General features: G+C 71.6%; 20 protein-coding genes and 2 pseudogenes. 20 read left to right on the forward strand and 2 right to left on the reverse strand.

Features of this window, described 5'->3' with window-relative positions; all coding sequences use genetic code 11:
* The first annotated feature begins 3 nt into the window (after positions 1 to 3).
* The 9 genes and pseudogenes from QQK45_RS09060 (at position 4) to QQK45_RS09100 (ending at position 7,474) form a co-directional block, all read left to right on the forward strand.
* Positions 4 to 672, forward strand: a complete 669-nt coding sequence (locus QQK45_RS09060) for a GntR family transcriptional regulator (RefSeq protein ID WP_284292986.1) — start codon at positions 4 to 6, stop codon at positions 670 to 672.
* A 450-nt stretch (positions 673 to 1,122) separates the two neighbouring features.
* Positions 1,123 to 1,701: an amidohydrolase family protein gene (locus tag QQK45_RS09065; protein ID WP_284292987.1), complete on the forward strand. Its 579-nt coding sequence runs from the start codon at positions 1,123 to 1,125 to the stop codon at positions 1,699 to 1,701.
* Positions 1,698 to 2,129 (forward strand): amidohydrolase family protein, encoded by a 432-nt coding sequence (locus QQK45_RS09070; protein ID WP_284292988.1) that lies wholly within the window; start codon positions 1,698 to 1,700, stop codon positions 2,127 to 2,129. The genes QQK45_RS09065 and QQK45_RS09070 overlap by 4 nt, the downstream gene beginning before the upstream one ends.
* Positions 2,130 to 2,268: 139 nt before the next feature.
* On the forward strand, positions 2,269 to 3,708 hold the full coding sequence (locus tag QQK45_RS09075; protein WP_284292989.1) for an ABC transporter substrate-binding protein: 1,440 nt from the start codon (positions 2,269 to 2,271) through the stop codon (positions 3,706 to 3,708).
* A 73-nt stretch (positions 3,709 to 3,781) separates the two neighbouring features.
* Positions 3,782 to 4,801 carry an ABC transporter permease gene (locus QQK45_RS09080; RefSeq protein ID WP_284292990.1) on the forward strand — a complete coding sequence of 340 codons (1,020 nt, stop codon included), beginning with the start codon at positions 3,782 to 3,784 and terminating at the stop codon, positions 4,799 to 4,801.
* 118 nt (positions 4,802 to 4,919) lie between these two features.
* On the forward strand, positions 4,920 to 5,765 hold the full coding sequence (locus tag QQK45_RS09085) for an ABC transporter permease (protein ID WP_284292991.1): 846 nt from the start codon (positions 4,920 to 4,922) through the stop codon (positions 5,763 to 5,765).
* Positions 5,762 to 6,616: an ABC transporter ATP-binding protein gene (locus QQK45_RS09090; protein WP_284292992.1), complete on the forward strand. Its 855-nt coding sequence runs from the start codon at positions 5,762 to 5,764 to the stop codon at positions 6,614 to 6,616. Before QQK45_RS09085 ends, QQK45_RS09090 begins: the two co-directional genes overlap by 4 nt.
* Positions 6,609 to 7,120 (forward strand): annotated as a pseudogene (locus tag QQK45_RS09095) (ATP-binding cassette domain-containing protein); the annotation flags it as partial. The gene QQK45_RS09090 and the pseudogene QQK45_RS09095, both read left to right, overlap by 8 nt.
* Before the next feature lie 24 nt (positions 7,121 to 7,144).
* Entirely contained in the window at positions 7,145 to 7,474 is a 330-nt protein-coding gene (locus QQK45_RS09100; protein WP_284292994.1) for an ABC transporter ATP-binding protein, read from the forward strand.
* A 54-nt stretch (positions 7,475 to 7,528) separates the two neighbouring features.
* Here QQK45_RS09100 and QQK45_RS09105 read toward each other — a convergent pair whose 3' ends face one another.
* Positions 7,529 to 8,278, reverse strand: coding sequence for an isochorismatase family protein (locus tag QQK45_RS09105; protein ID WP_284292995.1), 750 nt, complete (start codon positions 8,276 to 8,278; stop codon positions 7,529 to 7,531).
* 155 nt (positions 8,279 to 8,433) lie between these two features.
* Between QQK45_RS09105 and QQK45_RS09110 the strand changes: the two genes are divergently transcribed.
* The 9 genes from QQK45_RS09110 (at position 8,434) to QQK45_RS09150 (ending at position 14,610) form a co-directional block, all read left to right on the forward strand.
* Entirely contained in the window at positions 8,434 to 9,693 is a 1,260-nt protein-coding gene (locus QQK45_RS09110) for a M24 family metallopeptidase (protein ID WP_284292996.1), read from the forward strand.
* Positions 9,690 to 10,346, forward strand: coding sequence for a sugar phosphate isomerase/epimerase family protein (locus QQK45_RS09115; RefSeq protein ID WP_284292997.1), 657 nt, complete (start codon positions 9,690 to 9,692; stop codon positions 10,344 to 10,346). Before QQK45_RS09110 ends, QQK45_RS09115 begins: the two co-directional genes overlap by 4 nt.
* A 14-nt stretch (positions 10,347 to 10,360) precedes the next feature.
* Positions 10,361 to 10,777 (forward strand): hypothetical protein, encoded by a 417-nt coding sequence (locus QQK45_RS09120; protein WP_284292998.1) that lies wholly within the window; start codon positions 10,361 to 10,363, stop codon positions 10,775 to 10,777.
* A 56-nt stretch (positions 10,778 to 10,833) separates the two neighbouring features.
* Positions 10,834 to 11,394 (forward strand): FAD-binding oxidoreductase, encoded by a 561-nt coding sequence (locus QQK45_RS09125; RefSeq protein ID WP_284292999.1) that lies wholly within the window; start codon positions 10,834 to 10,836, stop codon positions 11,392 to 11,394.
* The gene (locus QQK45_RS09130) at positions 11,352 to 12,149 is read left to right on the forward strand and encodes a hypothetical protein (protein ID WP_284293000.1); all 798 of its coding nucleotides are present in this window, start codon (positions 11,352 to 11,354) and stop codon (positions 12,147 to 12,149) included. The genes QQK45_RS09125 and QQK45_RS09130 overlap by 43 nt, the downstream gene beginning before the upstream one ends.
* A complete protein-coding gene (locus QQK45_RS09135; RefSeq protein WP_284293001.1) occupies positions 12,146 to 12,295 on the forward strand; it encodes a BBE domain-containing protein in 150 nt (49 codons plus the stop codon). The genes QQK45_RS09130 and QQK45_RS09135 overlap by 4 nt, the downstream gene beginning before the upstream one ends.
* A gap of 295 nt (positions 12,296 to 12,590) precedes the next feature.
* The gene (locus tag QQK45_RS09140) at positions 12,591 to 13,331 is read left to right on the forward strand and encodes a sugar phosphate isomerase/epimerase family protein (protein WP_284293002.1); all 741 of its coding nucleotides are present in this window, start codon (positions 12,591 to 12,593) and stop codon (positions 13,329 to 13,331) included.
* On the forward strand, positions 13,328 to 13,810 hold the full coding sequence (locus QQK45_RS09145) for an amidohydrolase family protein (protein ID WP_284293003.1): 483 nt from the start codon (positions 13,328 to 13,330) through the stop codon (positions 13,808 to 13,810). Before QQK45_RS09140 ends, QQK45_RS09145 begins: the two co-directional genes overlap by 4 nt.
* Before the next feature lie 5 nt (positions 13,811 to 13,815).
* Positions 13,816 to 14,610 carry an amidohydrolase family protein gene (locus QQK45_RS09150; RefSeq protein WP_284293004.1) on the forward strand — a complete coding sequence of 265 codons (795 nt, stop codon included), beginning with the start codon at positions 13,816 to 13,818 and terminating at the stop codon, positions 14,608 to 14,610.
* Positions 14,611 to 14,642: 32 nt separating this feature from the next.
* Here QQK45_RS09150 and QQK45_RS09155 read toward each other — a convergent pair.
* Positions 14,643 to 15,646, reverse strand: a pseudogene (locus QQK45_RS09155) (5'-3' exonuclease).
* 112 nt (positions 15,647 to 15,758) lie between these two features.
* Between QQK45_RS09155 and QQK45_RS09160 the strand changes: the two are divergent.
* Both QQK45_RS09160 and QQK45_RS09165 read left to right on the forward strand, forming a co-directional pair.
* Positions 15,759 to 17,225, forward strand: coding sequence for a sensor histidine kinase (locus QQK45_RS09160; protein WP_284293005.1), 1,467 nt, complete (start codon positions 15,759 to 15,761; stop codon positions 17,223 to 17,225).
* Entirely contained in the window at positions 17,222 to 17,920 is a 699-nt protein-coding gene (locus QQK45_RS09165) for a response regulator (protein WP_284293006.1), read from the forward strand. Before QQK45_RS09160 ends, QQK45_RS09165 begins: the two co-directional genes overlap by 4 nt.
* The last annotated feature ends 235 nt before the right edge of the window (positions 17,921 to 18,155 follow it).

The following is an 18,155-nucleotide window of genomic DNA, read 5'->3' on the forward strand; positions in this document are numbered from 1 at the left end:
GTGGTGGCGACCACACTCGGACTCGCTGATCAGTCCTTGTCGACGAAGATCTACGTCGAGCTTCGTGAGCGGATCATCCAGGGCCGGATCCGGCCGGGAGAGCGGATTCGCGAGCGTGATCTCGCTGAGGAGCTCGACGTCTCGCGCATCCCGTTGCGCGAGGCGTTCCCGCGACTCGAGGCCGAGGGTTTCATCCGCACGGTGCCGAGGCGCGGGGCCGTGGTCTCCGAGCTGACGTTGCGCGATGTCGAGGAGCTCTTCGAGGTCCGCTCCAGCCTCGAGGTGCTCGCGGCGCGCCTCGCGGCGAGCGCCTGCGAGCGCGGCGCTCACGGCACGGGGCTGAAGGAGGCGCTCGACAAGGTGGAGTCGGCCCTCGAGTCTGGTGACGACGCCGCGATCGCGGCCGTGAACTCGTCGCTGCACGAGGAGATCCTGGCCCTGTCCGGCAACTCGTTGCTGGAGATGCTCATGGTTCCCGTCAATGGCCGGGTGCGTCGCCTGTTCTTCCTGGAGGCGGAGCGGGACCAGCAGGTGCTGTGCGCCGAGCACCGCGACCTGTGCCGCGCCATTCTCGACGGCCGGGTCGAGCTCGCGGGGTCGCTCGCGTTCGCGCACGTCGAGCACTCCAAGAGCGAGTCGCTGGCGATCATGCGACAGCGGTTGCGCGCGTGAGGTCGGTAACAGGGAGTTAACTCCCGACCGCTTGCCCCGAAACAGTCCGATGGCATTTTGTATACCGGAATGCATCGACTGTTGGAGGCTGCCACGTGACGTACCGGCTCATCCTGCGCGGGGGCGCTTCGCCGACGGCCGACTCGTCGACGTCGAGATCGAGGGTGGGCTGATCACGTCCGTCCGATCGACCGAGACGGCCGCAGGTTCCCACGTGCCGGACGGCTCGACCGACGTCCAGCTCGCCACCTGGCTGAGCGGCGCGTCCCCGCGCGAGGGCGTCGTCCGGGTCGACGTCGCCGGGCGTCTCGTCCTCCCCTTCTCGTCAACGGGCACGCACATCTCGACAAGACTCTCGTCGGAGGTGCCTGGCAGCCCCACCGCGGTGGCCCCTCCGTCGCTGCGAGGGTCTCCGCCGAGAAGGAGCTCCGCACCGCGCTCGAGACACCCGTGTCCGTCCGTGCACGAGCACTCGCGGACCAGCTCGTCCGTGCCGGAACCGGTGCCGTCCGCACGCACGTCGACGTCGATCTCCAGGTCGGGCTGACACAGCTCGAGCAGGTCCTCGTGCTCCGCGAGGCGCTCGCGGACCAGCTCCGGATCGAGACCGTCGCCTTCCCCCAGAGCGGCATCCTGGCGTCGCCGGGTGTGGCCGGGCTGCTGGACGAGGCGCTCCGGCTCGGAGCGGACGTGGTCGGCGGCCTCGACCCCGCAGGCTTCGACGGCGACGCGGAAGCACATCTCGACGTGGTCTTCGGCCTCGCCTCCCGCCACGGCACCCCCGTCGACATCCATCTCCACGACCTCGGGGCCCGGGCCGCACGCCAGCTCGGAATGATTGCGGACCGCACGGTCGCGCTCGGGATGGCCGGCCGGGTCGTCGTCAGCCACGCGTACGGACTCGGCACTCTCACCGCCACCGAGCTGGGTGCCGTCGGAGAGCGCCTCGCCACCGCTGGCGTCGCCGTGATGACCAACGGCCCCGCAGGTCCGATGCCCCCGTCCTCGCCCTCCGTGCGCTGGGCGTGACGGTCTTCGCGGGCACCGACAACATCCGGGACGCCTGGTGGCCCTTCGGGGACGGCGACATGCTCGGTGTCGCACGGACCATCGCCTACCAGTCGGGGTTCCGCGACGACGACGACCTCGCGGTCGCGCTCGACCTCGCGACCGACGCCGCCGCCCGTGCGCTGCAGATCGACGGCTACGGGCTGTCACCCGGCGCCCCGGCCGACCTGCTCGTCGTCGACGCGCGCAGTGCCGCCGAGGCCGTCGCGGCGGACGCGCCTCGCGCCGTCGTGCGGTCCGGCGAGCTGCTCGAATCCGGCCCCGACCCACGCTGGCCGTCCCGTGGCTCGCTGAGCACGCCTTGCACCCATGCGGCCGAGAGCGAAGCCCGGGTCGGCACGCCCCCACGAACCCCGTCCGCCCCACTACCGACCTCCCCAAGGAGCTGACCATGGCACCATCGCGTCACCGCACCGTCACCGCGGCCGCAGCCGCCTCCGTCGTGTGCCTGCTGCTGTCGGCCTGCGCCGGTGCGGCGCAGAAGACCACCGCGAGCGATCAGGCAAGCGCCGGGGGCGTTCCGACACGGTGATCATCGGGACCGGCGCGGTCCCGCAGAGCCTCGAGCCCGCGATCGCGGACGAGGTCCAGACCGACTTCACGGTCTCGTCCATGTACGACAAGCTGTTGACCTACGACAAGTCGGGCAAGGAGGTCCCCGAGCTGGCCACCGCCTGGAAGGTCGGCACGGGCGCCACGTCCGTCGAGCTGACCTTGCGTGACGACGTCACGTTCCACAGCGGCAACAAGCTCACTGCGGCAGACGTGGTGTACACGCTCGACCGGGACAAGAAGATCGGGCTGGGAGTCGCCTCGTTCATCTCCGACTACGCCAGCGCCAAGGCCACCGATGACACGCACGTCGTGGTGACGCTCAAGAAGCCGGACGCGTCGTTCGTGGGAGCGCTCAGCAAGGTCTACATCCTCGACTCCGCGCTCGTGAAGCAGAACGAGGGCAGCGACGACGCACAGCAGTGGCTCGCCACCCACGACGCGGGCTCCGGGCCGTACACGCTGGCGAAGTACGCGGCGAACCAGCAGACCGAGGTCACCCGCTTCTCCGACTACTGGGCTTACACCGACGACCGCCCCAAGCAGGTGGTCTACCGCTACATCGCGGAGAGCAGCACGCTGCGCGACGAGCTCACCTCCGGCGGGGTCGACGTCGCTACCGGCCTGGCACCGACCGACGCCGCCGCCGTGGCGAAGCTCGAGGACGTCCAGGCCGAGAGCCTGCCGAGCCTTCTCGAGCTCTTCGTCATGTTCAACACCCAGGGTGCCGTCACGAAGGACCCCCGCGTGCGTGAGGCCATCCAGCTCGCGTACGACTACCAGGGGCACCTGTCGTCGATCCTCCAGAACCAGGGTCAGATCGCGTCGGGGCTCGCGGCGCCTTCCGTCGGTTGCCGCTACGACGCAGGGACGTCGAAGCAGGACGTCGCCAAGGCCAAGGAGCTGATCGCCGAGGCCGGAGCCACGGGCAAGACCGTCACGATGGCCTACCAGACGACGATCCCCGAGCACGCCAAGGCCGCGACCCTCCTGCAGTCCAACCTCAAGGACATCGGGCTGAACCTCAAGCTCCAGCCTGTGACGTACCCGCAGTACACCGCGATGATCAAGAAAGCCGGAACCACACCCGACCTCGGTCTGCTCTGGGACTTCCCGTACTACCCCGCCATCGGGCCGATGCTCTACCGGGTCTACGACTCCGCCTTCATCGACCAGACGAACTACGCGCGCTACTCGAACCCCCAGGTCGACGCGCTCCTCGAGAAGGGGCTGAGCGAGTCCGACTCCGACGCAGCCTGCGAGGACTACACGCAGGCGCAGAAGCTCATCGTCGACGACCACGTCGCGGCGATGATCTCCAACCCGGTCACCACCGTCGAGCTCCGCAAGGGGCTGTCGATCAGCTACGACCCCACGAGCCAGCTCTTCGACGTCTCGACCCTCGTGCAGAAGTGATCACACGCGGGGTGGCCTCGTGCGCACGCCGAGGCCACCCCGCCCACGCAGCAGGCATCCGAAGGGAGCAGCGGTGACGCGTTTCGTGCTCCGGCGAGTCGGGCTCGCCGTCCTCACCGTCTGGGGTGTGGCCACCTTGGTCTTCCTCATGACCAAGCTCATCCCCGGCGACGCGGCACGCGTCGCGGCCGGACGCACCGCCACCGCCGAGCAGATCGAGGCCGCGCGCCAACGGCTGGGACTGGACCGGCCGATGGTCGAGCAGTACCTGCACTACCTCGGCGGCCTCTTGCACGGGGACCTCGGCTGGTCGGCCTCGACCAAGCAGCCCGTCGCGGTGGACCTCCAGGTCGCCTTCCCCGTCACGCTGCAGCTGGTCCTGGTGGCCATGGTCTTCACCGTGGTGGTCGCGATCCCGCTGGGGACCTTCGCCGCATTGCGTCACGGGAGCGCCGCGGATGCGGCGACCCGGCTCGTCGCGATCCTGGGCGGCGGAGTCCCCGTGTTCTGGCTCGCGCTGGTGTTGCAGTGGCTCTTCGCCGTGCGACTCGGCTGGACCCCGATCTCGGGAGCGAACGGGTACGGCCTCGACCCGCCTGTTGTCACGGGCGCGACGCTCGTCGACTCGCTCCTGGCCGGCAGCCCGCAGATGTTCGCCGACTCCGCGGCCCATCTCGTCCTGCCTGCCCTCGCGCTGAGCGCGCCCTTCCTGGCGGTGGTGGTGCGCAACGTGCGGTCCACCATGCTGGGTGTGCTCGGCACGGACTACGCGAGCTTCGCCGTCGCCAAGGGGGTGACGACCTGGCGCCTCGTCGTCCGGCACGCCCTACCCGCGGCTGCGAGCTCGACGCTGACGATCCTCGGCATGCAGCTCGGCTTCATGCTCGGAGCAGCGCTCCTGGTCGAGGCGGTCTTCGCGATGCCCGGCCTCGGCACCTACCTGTACACCGCGATCCTCAACCAGGACACCTTCGCCGTCCTGGGCGGCGTCCTGGTCACGGGTGCCGTCTTCGTTCTCGCCGGCCTCGTGGTCGACCTGATCCAGATGGCCATCGACCCGCGGGTGCGTTCGTCGCACCTGGCCCACGCATGAGGGAGCGCCCCATGTCCTCACCCGATCTGGTCGAGCACCGAGCCCCGGCCGACGACGTCGAAGCCCGGGACTCCCGTGGCGAACGCCCCCGCGCTGGACGACCGCGAGGATCGGCGCGGTGCTGGCCCGAGGCTCTCGCCGTCTCGCGGGTCGCCGCGCGGGCGCACTCGACGTTCTCGCCACGGTGCTCGTCCTCGTGCTCCTGGTCCTGGCGGCCGTGGGGCCCTGGCTAGCGCCGCACGACCCGTACCGGGCCGACCCGGCGACGGCGCTCCTGCCACCAGGGGCGGGGCACCTGCTCGGCACGGACGACTCGGGCCGCGACATCCTGTCACGCCTGCTGGCGGGCACTCGCGCGACCTTGCTCTCCTCGGTTGCGGTGGTCGTTCTGAGTGCGGCGGTCGGGGCAGCCGTCGCGACCCTCGCGGCGGCATCGCCCCGCTGGCTCGACGAGGTGATCATGCGCGTCGTCGACATGTTCCTCGCGTTCCCGTCGATGGTGCTCGCCCTCGGGGTCGCCGCAGCGCTGGGCCCGTCGCTGACCTCCGTGGTCGTCGCCATGGTCATCGCGATGTGGCCGGCCACGGCGAGGCTCGTGCGCTCCGTCATGCGCGAGACGATGGCGGCCCAGTACGTCGAGGCCGCACGCCTGACCGGGATGTCCCGGCGGCGGGCGATGCTCAGGCACGTCCTGCCGAACTCGTTGGACTCGCTGTACGTCCAGCTGGGGCTCGACGTCTCCGGCGCGATCGTGCTGATCGCCGGCCTCGCCTTCCTAGGTGTGGGTGCCGCCCCGCCGAGTGCCGACTGGGGTTCGATGGTCGCTGCCGGCCGGGAGTACGTGACGACGGCGTGGTGGGTGGCCTTCTTCCCCGGCGCCGCGATCACGGTCGCCGCGGTCGCGTTCGGCCTCTTCGGCGACGCGTTGCGCACACGCCTCGACCCGACGGTGGTCCGAGGATGAGCGCCGGCGGCCCCCTGCTCGAGGTCCGGGACCTCGCTGTCCGGGTCCGGGAGTCCGAGGGGCCGCGTCTCGTTCGGGACGTCTCCTTCGAGATCGCGGCCGGTGAGCGCCTCGCACTGGTCGGCGAGTCCGGCTCGGGGAAGTCGACCGTGGCCAAGGCGCTCGTCCAGCTGGACCGGACCGTCGAGGTGTCGGGCTCGGTCCGGTTCGACGGCCGGGAGCTGGTCGGGGCGCGGCCGGGGGACCTGCGACGTGTTCGAGGCTCCGGGATAGCCATGATCTTCCAGGACCCGATGACGGCGCTCAACCCGGTGCGACGAGTGCTGGACCAGGTAGCCGAGCCCTTGGTGATCCGCGGCGTTCCGCGGCGTGAGGCACGCCGGCTGGCCGTGGCCATGCTGGACCGGCTGGGGGTGGCGGACGCGGCCCGCAGGGCCCACGACTATCCCACGGCCTTCTCGGGTGGCATGCGCCAGCGCGTCGTGATGGCGGCCGCGCTCGTCGGCGGGCCACGCCTGCTGGTCGCGGACGAACCCACGACCGCGCTGGACGTCCGGGTCCAGGAGCAGGTGCTGGACCTGATCGAGGAGCAGTCGCGCGAGCTCGGCCTTGCGGTGCTCCTCATCACCCACGACCTCGGGATCGTTGCGGGCCTGGCTGACCGCGTGGCGGTGATGCGCTCCGGTGCCCTCGTCGAGACCCGTCCTGTCGACGAGCTGTTCGCCGACCCCCACCACCCGTACACTCGCGGCCTGCTCGAGTCCGTGCCGCGCATCGACGCGGCACCCGGGCAGAGGCTGCGGACCGTGGCCGACGCGGTGGACGACACCCGGGAGAGCGCTGATGCCTGAATCGACGAGAGTGGGATCCGTGCCGTTCGAGAGCACCACGTCGAGGCCCCTGCTGCAGGTCTTCGACCTCGTGAAGAGCTTCGGGACCGGTCGCACCGCGCACACGGTCGTCGACCACGTCTCCTTCGAGCTGGCCGAGGGAGAGGTGCTGGGGCTGGTCGGGGAGTCCGGCTCGGGGAAGTCGACGACGGTCCGCTGCGTGATGGGGCTCGAGAAGCCCGACGGCGGCGACCTGGACTTCGACCGGATCGATCTCGTCTCCCCGTCACGCTCGGGGCGCCGCCGCTTCCTGCGCGAGGTCCAGATGGTCTTTCAGGATCCGTATTCCAGCCTGGACCCCAGGATGACGGTCCGGAGCCTGGTCGCTGAACCGCTCGTCGTGGCGGGGGAGTGCCGGCGTCCGAGCGGCTCGACCGGGTGGTCGACGTCCTCGAGCGCGTCGGACTGGACGCGTCGGCACTCGATCGACACCCGCGCGCCTTCTCGGGTGGTCAGCGGCAGCGGATCGCCATCGCGCGCGCGCTCGTCGTGAAGCCTCGGCTGCTCGTCTGCGACGAGCCCGTCTCCGCGCTCGACGTCTCGGTGCAGGCCCAGGTGCTCAATCTTCTGGCGGACATGCGGACGGAGCTGGGCCTGTCGATCCTGTTCATCGCGCACGACCTGGCGGTGGTGCGCTATCTGTGCGACAGGCTCGTCGTGCTCAAGGACGGCCGGGCCGTCGAGTCGGGGACTCGTGACGAGATCTACGGGTCTCCCCGCCACCCCTACACCCAGGCGCTGCTGGAGGCGGTGCCGCGGCTCGACCCGGCTGGGGAGCGTGCGCGTCGTGCCGTGCGGCAGGGACGACGAGCGGCGTGACGCGCCGCGGCCGACGAGAGGGGTCGACGAGGAAGATGACCGGTGGTGTCCCTCTCAGGAGTCGGTCGACGCGCCGACCCGGTCCAGGTAGTCGTTGACGTCTGCGAGCGGCACGACGTCGCCGATCTTGGTCGAGATGTCGAAGAGGGTCCACTGGTGTGCGCCGGGGAGGTGGTCGGCGACGGCCTCGGGCACGACGATCGTGCGAAAGCCGTTGGCCAGGGAGTCTGCCGCGGTCGCCCGGACGCAGCCGGACGTGACGACGCCGGTGAGGATGACGGTGTCGACGCCGGCGTCGTGGAGCACGGTCGCGAGGTAGGTGTGCGCGAACGCGCTGGACTGGGTCTTCACGATGAGGTGCTCACCTTCCTGCACCTCGAGGGCCGGGTCGAGCTCGGTGCCCCGGCTGCCGAGCGCGAGATCGCCGCTGCCGGGGAACTTCCGTGCCATCCCGGTCGCTGACACGAGTCCGCGCGCGGTCGACTGGTAGGCCTGGGTCGTGAAGACGACGGGCACGCCCGCGGACCGCGCGTGTCCCAGCAGGTCGTTGACCGCTGCGACGGTGTTCTCGGCGCCGGGACAGTAGGCGGCGTACTCCGGCTGGGTCCAGAAGCGGGCGAGGTCGATCACCACGATCGCGGGACGCGAGCCGAGGCCGACCTGGCCCCATTTCTTTCCGGCGGAGTCCCGCCATCGGCCGAGCAGCTCGATGGTGTCCGACATCTGCTGCTCGATCTGCGCGGCGAGCGCCTCGGGGTCGTCCTGGATGGTCCCGGCGACAGCTTCTGGCGAGGTGGTGGTCATGAGTGCTCCTTCGTGTTGGCATACCAACTCTGACATGAGAGCGGTGCCTCGGTAGGACCCTTCGGCAGTTTTTACCGCGATGTAACACATCAGGCATGCCCTGGCCGGAATGTAGATGGCATTCTGCATACCAACGAGGCCACGAAAGGACTGTCATGACGTATCCGATCATCGCACCGCTGCTGCCCCCGAGCGACGACTTCCCGATGCTCTCGCTCGCGGAGAGGGACCGGCGGTACGGGGCCTTGCGGGCCGGGATGTCGCGCGACGGTCTCGACGCGCTCGTCGTCTTCGGAAACGGGAGAGACGGCTACGACCGATACATCTCGAACGAACAGCTCGGCACCGTCGCGGTCCTGACGGCGACGACCGCAACCGTGATCGGCCGCTACCCGCTCGCGCGCCTGGACCCGTCCGGAGACCGCTACGAGCGATGGGTCGACGACGTCCGCCAGGGACCGGTCCCGGAGGTCCTGCGTGACCTCCTTGCCGAGCACGGGCTCGGCAAGGGTGCGACCGTCGGCGTCGTCGGACTCACCGGGCTCGGGTTCGGCGCCGACGACGGTTGGATCGCATACACCACCTGGCACCGCGTCCTCGAGCTCCTCCCCGCAGTCCGGTTCGTCGACGCGGGCGGGGACTTCGAGCGCATGGCGCTCGTCAAGAGCCCCGAGGAACGGGCCATGGTGCGCAAGGCCGCAGCGATCGGGGAGATGGCGTGCGCCGCGTTCGTCGACGCGACGAGACCCGGTGTCCGTGAGACCGAGGTCGCCGCTGCGGCGCTCGGTGCGACGATCGCCGCCGGCGGCTGGTCGTACGACCCCGTGGTCTGCTTCCGGGCCGGCCGCGACAGGTTCTCCTGGGGGCGCCCCGAGTGGATCGGGATGGGCGGAGGAGGCCGCGTCTTGGTGGCCGGTGACTCCGCGGCCGCTGAGCTCTTCAGCTTCTACGGCGGTTTCGAGACCCAGCAGCAGATCGAGGCCCACATCGGTGAACTCGACAGCATCGCCCGGGCGCTCGAGGCGACGTGCCACGAGTCGTACGACGCCGGGCTCGCCGTGCTGGCACGTCCGGGGGCGACGTTCGACGAGCTGGCCGAGGCCATGATGGCACCGATGCTGCGCGACGGGTTCTGGAACACCGGACCCCAGGTGCACGGCGTCGGGCCCTGCTGGCCCAACACCGCGACGCACGTGAACACGCAAGGTGACCCGATGTTCGATGGTCTGGCACTGCCACCCGTCAAACCGCAGGACGGAGACATCGAGCTCGCGCCCGGCATGGCGTTCGCGTTCGAGCCGAACGCGATCCGCGGTCACCGCAGGATCTGCATCGGCGGCACCGTGATGCTCACCGAGGACGGGATCGAGGAGCTGAACACGCTCGCCAAGACCGTGCACGTGGTGCCGGCATGACCCGGATCGGGAGCGACGTCAAGATCGTCGACGGAAAGTCGCTGTGGGGGACCCCGCACGAGGCGCTCGACGCGGTAGCCGCGGCGGGTCTCGACGGAGTGCTGTTCCGGACGATCGACGAGATCAGCCCGACCCTGGACCCCGGAGCCCTGCGGGAGGTCGCTGAGCACGCGCAGGCGCTCGGGCTGTACGTCGAGATGGGCGTCGGCAAGGTCAACCCCTACATGACGGCTGAGCTGCCGCGCGTCCGTGACATCGGCGAGGGCAGCTACCTCGCCGGCATGCAGCGGATGCTCGAAGCGTGCGCGGCCCACGGGTGGACGCAGACCTGGACGGCCCTCGGTGGCTTCAAGGGGCAGTACGACGGCCTGTACATCACCGACCGGTTCCGAGCCGAAGCGCCCTGGGCCGACCAGCTGGCCGCGACGACGTCGTTCCTCACCCTGCTCGCACCCACGTTGCGAGACCTCGGGGTGAGCCTCAACATCGAGACCCACGAAGAGGTCACGACCTTCGAGCTGGCCCGGCTCGTCGAGGAGGTCGGGCCCGACGCCATCGGGATCTGCCTCGACCCTGGGAATCTGCCGGTGCGGGGGAGGTGCCGGAGGACGGGGTGCGCCGGGTCGCGCCGTACGTGCGCACGACGCAGCTGAGAGACGCCGCCCTCGTGCCGCTCGGTCCCACCATCGGCCGCTTCCTCGCACCCTGCGGCGAGGGGGTCATCAACTGGTCGACCGTGCTTCACGACGTTCTCGAACACCGGCCGGAGCTCGACCTGACGATCGAGGGGATCGGACCCGTGCGCGCCGAGATGCCGATCCTCGACCAGGACCCGGTCTGGCGTGCCGGCCACCTGGACCTCAGCGACGACGAGCTCGCACGGCTGAGGTCGCTCGCCGACGACTACGCGGACCGCGCCCGCGCCGGCGAGGCGGAGACACTCGAACAGCTCCGGGCGCCCCGGCCGGCACTGCCGGCGCACGAGGAGTTCGTGGCGCGGAGCGCGGCCCACCTGCGCTCGGTGCTCGCATCGCTCTCCGGAGAAGACCTGAAGCCTGCCCCGGCCGGGGCAGGACCGCAGTGACACCTGCGGCAGACGACGTTCACGACCCGACAGTGCCCGCCACCTGGAGGACCCCCATGCCGACCACCAGCACCCCGACTCTCGACGCACCGGAGCGTGCCGGGAGCCTGGCCGTCGCAGGCGAGCTCGCCGCCGTCCTGGACTGCGTCGTCCTGGCGCCCACCGACGTCGCCTACGACCAGGCCCGTCGGGTCTGGAACGCGGACATCGACAGGTACCCCGCAGCCATCGTCGCGTGCCGGTCCGCAGCCGACGTCTCAGCTGTACTCGTGTGGTGCACCGAGCACGACGTTCCGGTGACGGTCCGTTCGGGCGGCCACAACCTCGCCGGCACCTCCGTGGCGGACGGTGCGGTGCTGATCGACACTGCCGCCATCGACCACGTCCGCTTCGACACGGACGCAGGGACGGTCACGGTCGGCGCCGGGTGCCGGTGGGGCGACGTCGACCGCCCCGCCGCGGAGCTCGGTGTCGCGGTCCCCGCCGGAGTCGTGTCCCACACCGGGGTGGCGGGTCTCACGCTCGGAGGGGCTTCGGCTACCTCGCCCGACAGTTCGGTGCAACGGTCGACCACGTGCTCGAGATCGAGGTCGTCGTCGCCGACGGCCGCGTCCTGAGAGCGAGCGAGACCCAGCATCCCGACCTCTTCTGGGCACTGCGGGGAGCGGGCCACAACTTCGGTGTGGCGACGGAGTTCGTCTTCCGGTACGTCCCGCTCCCGGGGCTCGCGACCGTGCGCCAGGCGCTCTTCGGTGCCGCCGACAGGCGTCCCCTTCTCGAACGTTTCGCCCGCTGGGGCCTGGACGCACCGTCGACCGTGGGGACGTACGTTCGCCTGCTGCGGGCACCCGAGTACTGGTCGCAGGTGCCCGCGGCCCATCGCGGTGAGCCGATCATCTCGGTGGCCACGGTGACCTACGGCGACCCGGCCGACGAACCCGCCCTCACCGAGGGGATGTTCGAAGGCTTCGAGCCGTTGTGGACGTCGTTGCGCACCATCCCGCACGTCACTTTGCAGCACTCGACGGACGACGAGTTCCGGTACGGCGTCGCCCACTACTGGAAGCACACGTTCCTGCAGGACCTGACCCCTGAGGCCATCGACACGATGCTGGAGCATGCCGACGCGTATCCCGGACGTGCCCTCAACTCGAGCGCGTTCATCGCCCACCAGCTGATGTGCCCCATCGAGATGATCGCCGGGTCACGCACGCCCCGGGACTCGTCGGGGGACTCCACGGCAGGGGTCGGTGCGCCGTTCAGTGCGAACATCGGCGCCGATTGGGAGTACCCGGGGAGAAGGCCCCGCTCGTCGCCTGGGCCAAGGCGTTCGACGCCGCGCTCGCGCCCTTCCAGGCCGGGACGTACGTGAACTTCGCGTCCGACGCCGGGGACGAGGAGGTCGCGCGGGCGGTGTACGGGCCGAAGTACGAGCGTCTGATCCGCATCAAGCGTGCGTACGACCCCACCAACGTCTTCGCGCGCGGGCTCGTCGACCTCAGCGGGGAGGACCGGTGAGGGTCGGCACCGACTCGAGCAAGTTTCCGGGCGCGGCCGAGCACGGTGCCGCGTGGACCTTCGACCGCGCGCACGAGCTCGGTCTCGACGGAGTGTTCCTGCGTACGCCGTGGGAGCTGAGCCCCACCCTGGATCGCGGCCAGATGGCCGAGGCCGTGGCGCACGCGCGCGACCTCGGGCTCTACGTCCAGGTCGGCATCGGGAAGGTCAACCCCTTCACGGCCCCGGAGCTCCCCAGCTCCGGCAGGTCGGCGACGGCGACTACCTGCGGGGCTTCGGTCGCCTCATCGAGCTGGTGGCCGGTCTCGGGGTCCACGACCTGTGGGCCGCCACGTGCAACTACCAGTTCCGCTTCGCCTCGATCCTTGCCTGCGACCGGTTCCGCACCGACGTGACGTGGCCCGCCCAGCTCGCCGCGACCGCGAAGGTGCTGCGCCTGCTCGCGCCGGTGCTCCGCGCGAACGACGCCCACCTCAACCTCGAGACGCACGAGGAGATCACGTCACGCGAGGTCGTCCGGCTCGTCGAAGAGGCAGGGCCGGACGCGTTCGGGGTCACGTTCGACTCGGCCAACGTGGTCGTCCGAGGGGAGGATCCGGTCGCGGCCGCGCGCCGCGTCGCGCCGTACGTTCGTGCCACGCACCTGCGCGACGTGGGGTTGTGGCGGACGGCGGACGGCATCGGGCGATTCCTGCTCCCCGTCGGTGAGGGGGTGCTGGACTGGGACGCCATCCTGGCGGTGCTGCTGGTCGCCAACCCGTCGGTGCCGCTGTCGGTGGAGGGCGTCATCGGCACGCGGGCCGAGATGCCGCTGTGGGTGGACGACCCACGGTGGTACGCCGCTGACCCCGACCTGGACGCGCACGAGCTCGCAACGCTGAGGAGCATGACCACCGCCTACGAGGAGCGCGCCGAAGCCGGCGGCGCGCTCGCGCTCGACGAGCTCCGGGGCCCCGTGGACGACGACGGCGCGTTGAGCTTCGTCGTCTCCAGCGTGGAGGAGCTCCGACGCGTCGGAGCGCGTGTCGCGCCATGATCCTCACGAACGCACGGTTGCGGGGGCGTGCCGGGCTGTGGGACGTCGAGATCGCGGACGGGCTCGTTCGGCGGGTCGGCGCCGTTGTCGAGACCGGCGCCGTGCAGACCGGTGCTGCCCCGGCCGACGCTGTGCCGACCGACGACGTGTCGCCTTCGTCGTCCGACGAACGGGACACGGTGGTGGACCTGTCCGGCCGGGTGGTCGTCCCGGGGATGGTTGAGTCCCACCTCCACCTGGACAAAGCGTGGTTGGGCGGGCCGGCCGGCGGCGTCGGGCTGGCGGGTGCGATCGTCTGGACCACCCGCCGCAAGGCCTCATTCACGGTCGAGGACGTCGCGTCCAGGGCCGAGCACGTCGCGCGGCTGGCTGCGAGCAACGGTACGACGCTCATCAGGGCACACACCGAGGTCGATCCCGGTGTCGGCCTGGTCGGGGTCCAGGGGTGCTCGAGGCCGCCGCCCGCGTCGCACCATTGACACGCGTGCAGCTCGCCGTCTTCCCGCAGGAAGGGTTGCTCGTCCGGCCCGGGACGCTCGAACTCCTCGAGGAGGCCCTCGACCTGCCGGGCGCCGTCGTCGGCGGCTGCCCTTACGTGGAGGCGACGGCCGACGACGCGCGTGCGCACGTCGACCTGGTCCTCGACCTCGCCGTCCGTTACGGCGTGCCGGCGGACCTGCACCTCGATCTGGCCGACGACGCCGACGACCCGAGGTTCACGCTCGCCGAGTACGTGGCCCGCTCGACCGTCGCCCGAGGGCTCCAGGGTCGCGTGGCGATCGGCCACGTCACCAGCCTCGCCGCGATGGCACCGGGAGTGCGGGGGCCGGTGCTCGACGCGCTCGCGGCCGCCGACGTCGCGGTAACCGTGCTCCCCGCCACGGACCTTCACCTCGGCGGGCGAGGCGATACCGTCAACGTGCGCCGCGGAGTCGCTCCGCTCCACGATCTGTGGGCACACGGGGTCCGGGTTGCGCTGTCCTCCAACAACGTCCGCAACGCCTTCACCCCGACGGGTCGGGCCGACCTGCTCGACATCGCCCTCCTGGCCGCGCGCGTGGGTCACGTGTCGGAGCAGTCGGACCTCGACCGGCTGCTCGACGCGGTGACCACGGTCCCCGCCGGAGTCGTCGAGCCAGGCGTGACCTGTGGTGTCACGGTCGGAGCTCCCGCGGACCTCGTCGTCCTCGACACCGTCGATCCCGAGACGGTGCTGCTCGACCAGCCCCGGCGCTGGATGGTCGTCGCCGGAGGGACGATCGGCTTCCATCAGACCTGAGGCATCGCCGGGCGTCCCGCAGGCAGGGGCCGTCAGCCCGCAGTGCGCTGCGAGAAGGCCTCCGTCACGCGGCGCACGCTCGACGCCAGCCCCCACCGCTCGACGAGCGCCTCGAGCGCGTCCGGGTCCGCGGGGGCGGCGGGGACGTCGTCGGGCACGGGGCGGGCGGGCGACGAGGCGGGGAGCGCCACGGGCGCGCTGCGCACGACCCGCACGACGCCCGGCGCGACGTCGAGGTAGTCGGACGCCTCGGTGAGCCGGCGGCGCTGCGTCGCGGTGAGCCCGGGGTCGGTCGAGTCGCGGGCGGCGAGGATCCCGTCGAGCGTGCCGTACTTCTCGATCAGCGCCGCGGCCGTCTTCTCGCCGATGCCCGCGACCCCCGGGAGCCCGTCGGACGGGTCGCCGCGCAGGATCGCCATGTCCGCATACGCGGGGCCGCTGGGGATGCCGTACTTCTCGCGCAGGACCGCCTGGTCGACGGTCAGGAGGTTCTTGATGCCCTTGACCGGGTAGAGGATGCGGACGCCGGCGTCGTCGTCGACGAGCTGGAAGAGGTCACGGTCGCCCGTGACGACGTCGACGAGGTCCCGCTCGTCGGCGGGGCGAGCGACCTCGCGGGCCGTGAGGGTGCCGATCACGTCGTCGGCCTCGAAGCCGGGCGCCCCGACGCGCGCGATGCCGAGCGCCGTCAGCACCTCCACGATCACCGGCACCTGCGCGACCAGCGCCGGCGGCACCTCCTCGACCCAGCCCGGGCGGACGTCCGGCCCGGGCGTCTCCGCTGCAACCTCGGAGGACACCCGGTGCGCCTTGTACGACGGGATCGCCGCGACCCGGAAGGCCGGCCGCCAGTCGTCGTCCCAGCACGCCACGAGGCGCGTGGGCCGGTGGTCCGTGACGAGCGTCGCGATCATGTCGAGCAGCCCGCGCACCGCGTTGACGGGCGTGCCGTCGGGCGCGCGGAGGAGTCCGGCACCCCGAAGTAAGCGCGGAAGTACAGCGAGGCGGTGTCGAGGAGGAGCAGACGGCCGGTCATGGGCCCCATCCTGCCCGGTGGGCACCGACAGCACCGCCCGGCACCCGGGTACCGGTCGGCGTGGGCCCCGGGTCCGACGCGCGGCACGCCACCCGCGAATACGGTGGAGGGCATGACCGGGGCGGGCACGACCAGCACGACCTTCCCGGCCCCGCCCGGCCCGCTCGACCGCCGCCGACCGCGCCTCTTCCTCGCGATCGCGCTCGCGTTCGTGGCGTTCGTCGGGACCCTGGGGGCGTCGCACCGGTTCGCGCACGACGCCCGCGCGCTCGATGTCGGCGCCGTCCTCCTGCTGGCCGTCGCCCCGCTCGTGGTGGCGTTCTCCCTGCGCCGGCGCGTGACCGCCGTCGTCGTCACCGTCGCTGCGCTCGGCGCGTACGTGCTCGCGGGCTACCCCTCGGGCCGGTGTTCGGCTCGACCGAAGGGGTGCTCGTCGCGCTCGTCCTCAGCGGCCCGGCGCGGTCGGGGCGGATCGCCGCCTGGTCGGGTCTGGGAGCGCTCGCGGTCGTCGTGCCGCTGGCGTTCACGGCCCGCGACGAGGCGTTCCCGTCGTCCGCGGCGATCGTCGGCGGGGTCGCGTGGTCGTGCGTGCTGCTGCTGCTCGCGGGCCCTGCGGGGCCGCTTCGACCGGCTCGCCGAACGTCGGGCCCGGGCTCGCGAGGCCGCCGACCGGCGCGAGTACGACGCCGTCACCGCCGAACGCCTCCGCATCGCCCGCGAGCTCCACGACGTCCTCGCCCACTCGCTCTCCGCGATCACCGTGCAGGCGGGCGTCGGGCTGCACCTGCTGGACCGCGACGTCGAGCAGGCGCGGTCCGCACTGACCCAGATCCGGTCGACGAGCCGCGACGCCCTCGACGAGGTGCGGTCGGTCCTGGGGATCGTCCGGGCCGACGACGGCGCTCCCGCGGGCGGACCCGCGACACCGGGCACGGGGTCGGGTGGGGCGACGGTGGCGGCTCCGACAGCGGGCGACACCGGGAATCCTGCGGGCGCCGGTCCCGCACCCCGTGCACCTTCGTGGACGCTCGACGCGCTCCCGCGACTCGTCGACGAGTTCACCGTCCCCGGCGGGCCCGTCGCGACGCTCGACGACGCCCTCGATCCGGGGCTCCGCGCCCAGGTGCCGCCGCACGTCGCGGGCGTCGTCTACCGGGTGGTGCAGGAGGCGCTGACCAACGCCCGTCGGCACGCGAGCGGGGCGACGCGCGTCGACGTGCAGCTCGAGGCCGATCCCTCGAGCGGCGGCGCGCTCGTCGTCCGGGTGAGCGACGACGGGCCCGGACCCGCCGCGGAGGGCGAGGCTGCGCCGTCGTCGGGGTACGGGCTGCGGGGGATGCGTGAGCGGGTCGAGGCGGCGGGCGGCGTCGTGCGGGCGGGGGCCCGCGACGACGCACGGCCGGGGTTCGAGGTCGAGGCCCGCGTCCCCCTCGCACCCCCGGACCTGTCAGAACGTGGTGCCCGGATACAGGAACCCGGTTCTGACACCCACGCGCACCCGACCCGCGTGTCAGAACGAGACATCCGTATACGGGCACCACGTTCTGACAGGCCGGACGCGAAGGGTGAGGGCACATGAGCGGGGGAGCGAGCGTGCCCGACGACGGCGCGATCCGCGTGCTGCTGGCCGACGACCAGGTGCTCGTCCGGGGCGGGTTCCGCGCGCTGGTCGACTCGGAGCCCGACATGACGGTCGTCGGGGAGGCGTCGACCGGCGACGACGCCGTGCGGCTCACGCACGACCTGCGGCCCGACGTCGTGCTCATGGACATCCGCATGCCCGGGCTCGACGGGCTCGAGGCGACCCGGCGGATCGTGGCCGACCCGGCGGCGTCGGGCACGCACGTCGTGGTGGTGACGACGTTCGAGCTCGACGAGTACGTGGCCGAGGCGATCCGGTCGGGGGCGAGCGGGTTCCTGGTCAAGGACACCGAGCCCGCCGACCTCGTCCGTGCGGTGCGGGTCGCGGCGCACGGTGACGCGCTCCTGTCGCCGACGGTGACGCGGCGCCTGCTCGCGCGCGTCGCCGACGCGACCCGGCCCGTCGCACCGCCGCCCGGCCTCGACGACCTCACGCCCCGCGAGCGCGAGGTGCTCGTCGAGGTGGCGCGCGGGCTGTCGAACGACGAGATCGCGCGGGCACTGTACCTCTCGGAGTCGACGGTCAAGACGCACGTCTCCCGCACGATGACGAAGCTCGGGGCCCGGGACCGTGCTCAGCTCGTCGTGCTGGCGTACGAGGCGGGGCTCGTCCGGCCGGGGTGGACCGACTGACCCGCTCGTAGCGGCACCAGCCACCACAGCTCCCGTCCGGTCGCATCCGAGTTGAGGGCATATCGGCACGAATCACCGTGCCGAGTGGCCGGACCCTGTGCGCCGCGGTGGCTGGTGCCGCTACGACGGCACGAGGGAGGTACCAGGTCGCCAACTCTCGGGGGACGACCCGGCCACGCCCGGCGGGTGACGGTGAGGGTGCGGCTGAAGCGGCCGTCGTCGGGCCCCGGAGAAC

This window comes from Luteimicrobium album (genome assembly GCF_030161555.1).
Classification (GTDB): domain Bacteria; phylum Actinomycetota; class Actinomycetes; order Actinomycetales; family Cellulomonadaceae; genus Luteimicrobium; species Luteimicrobium album.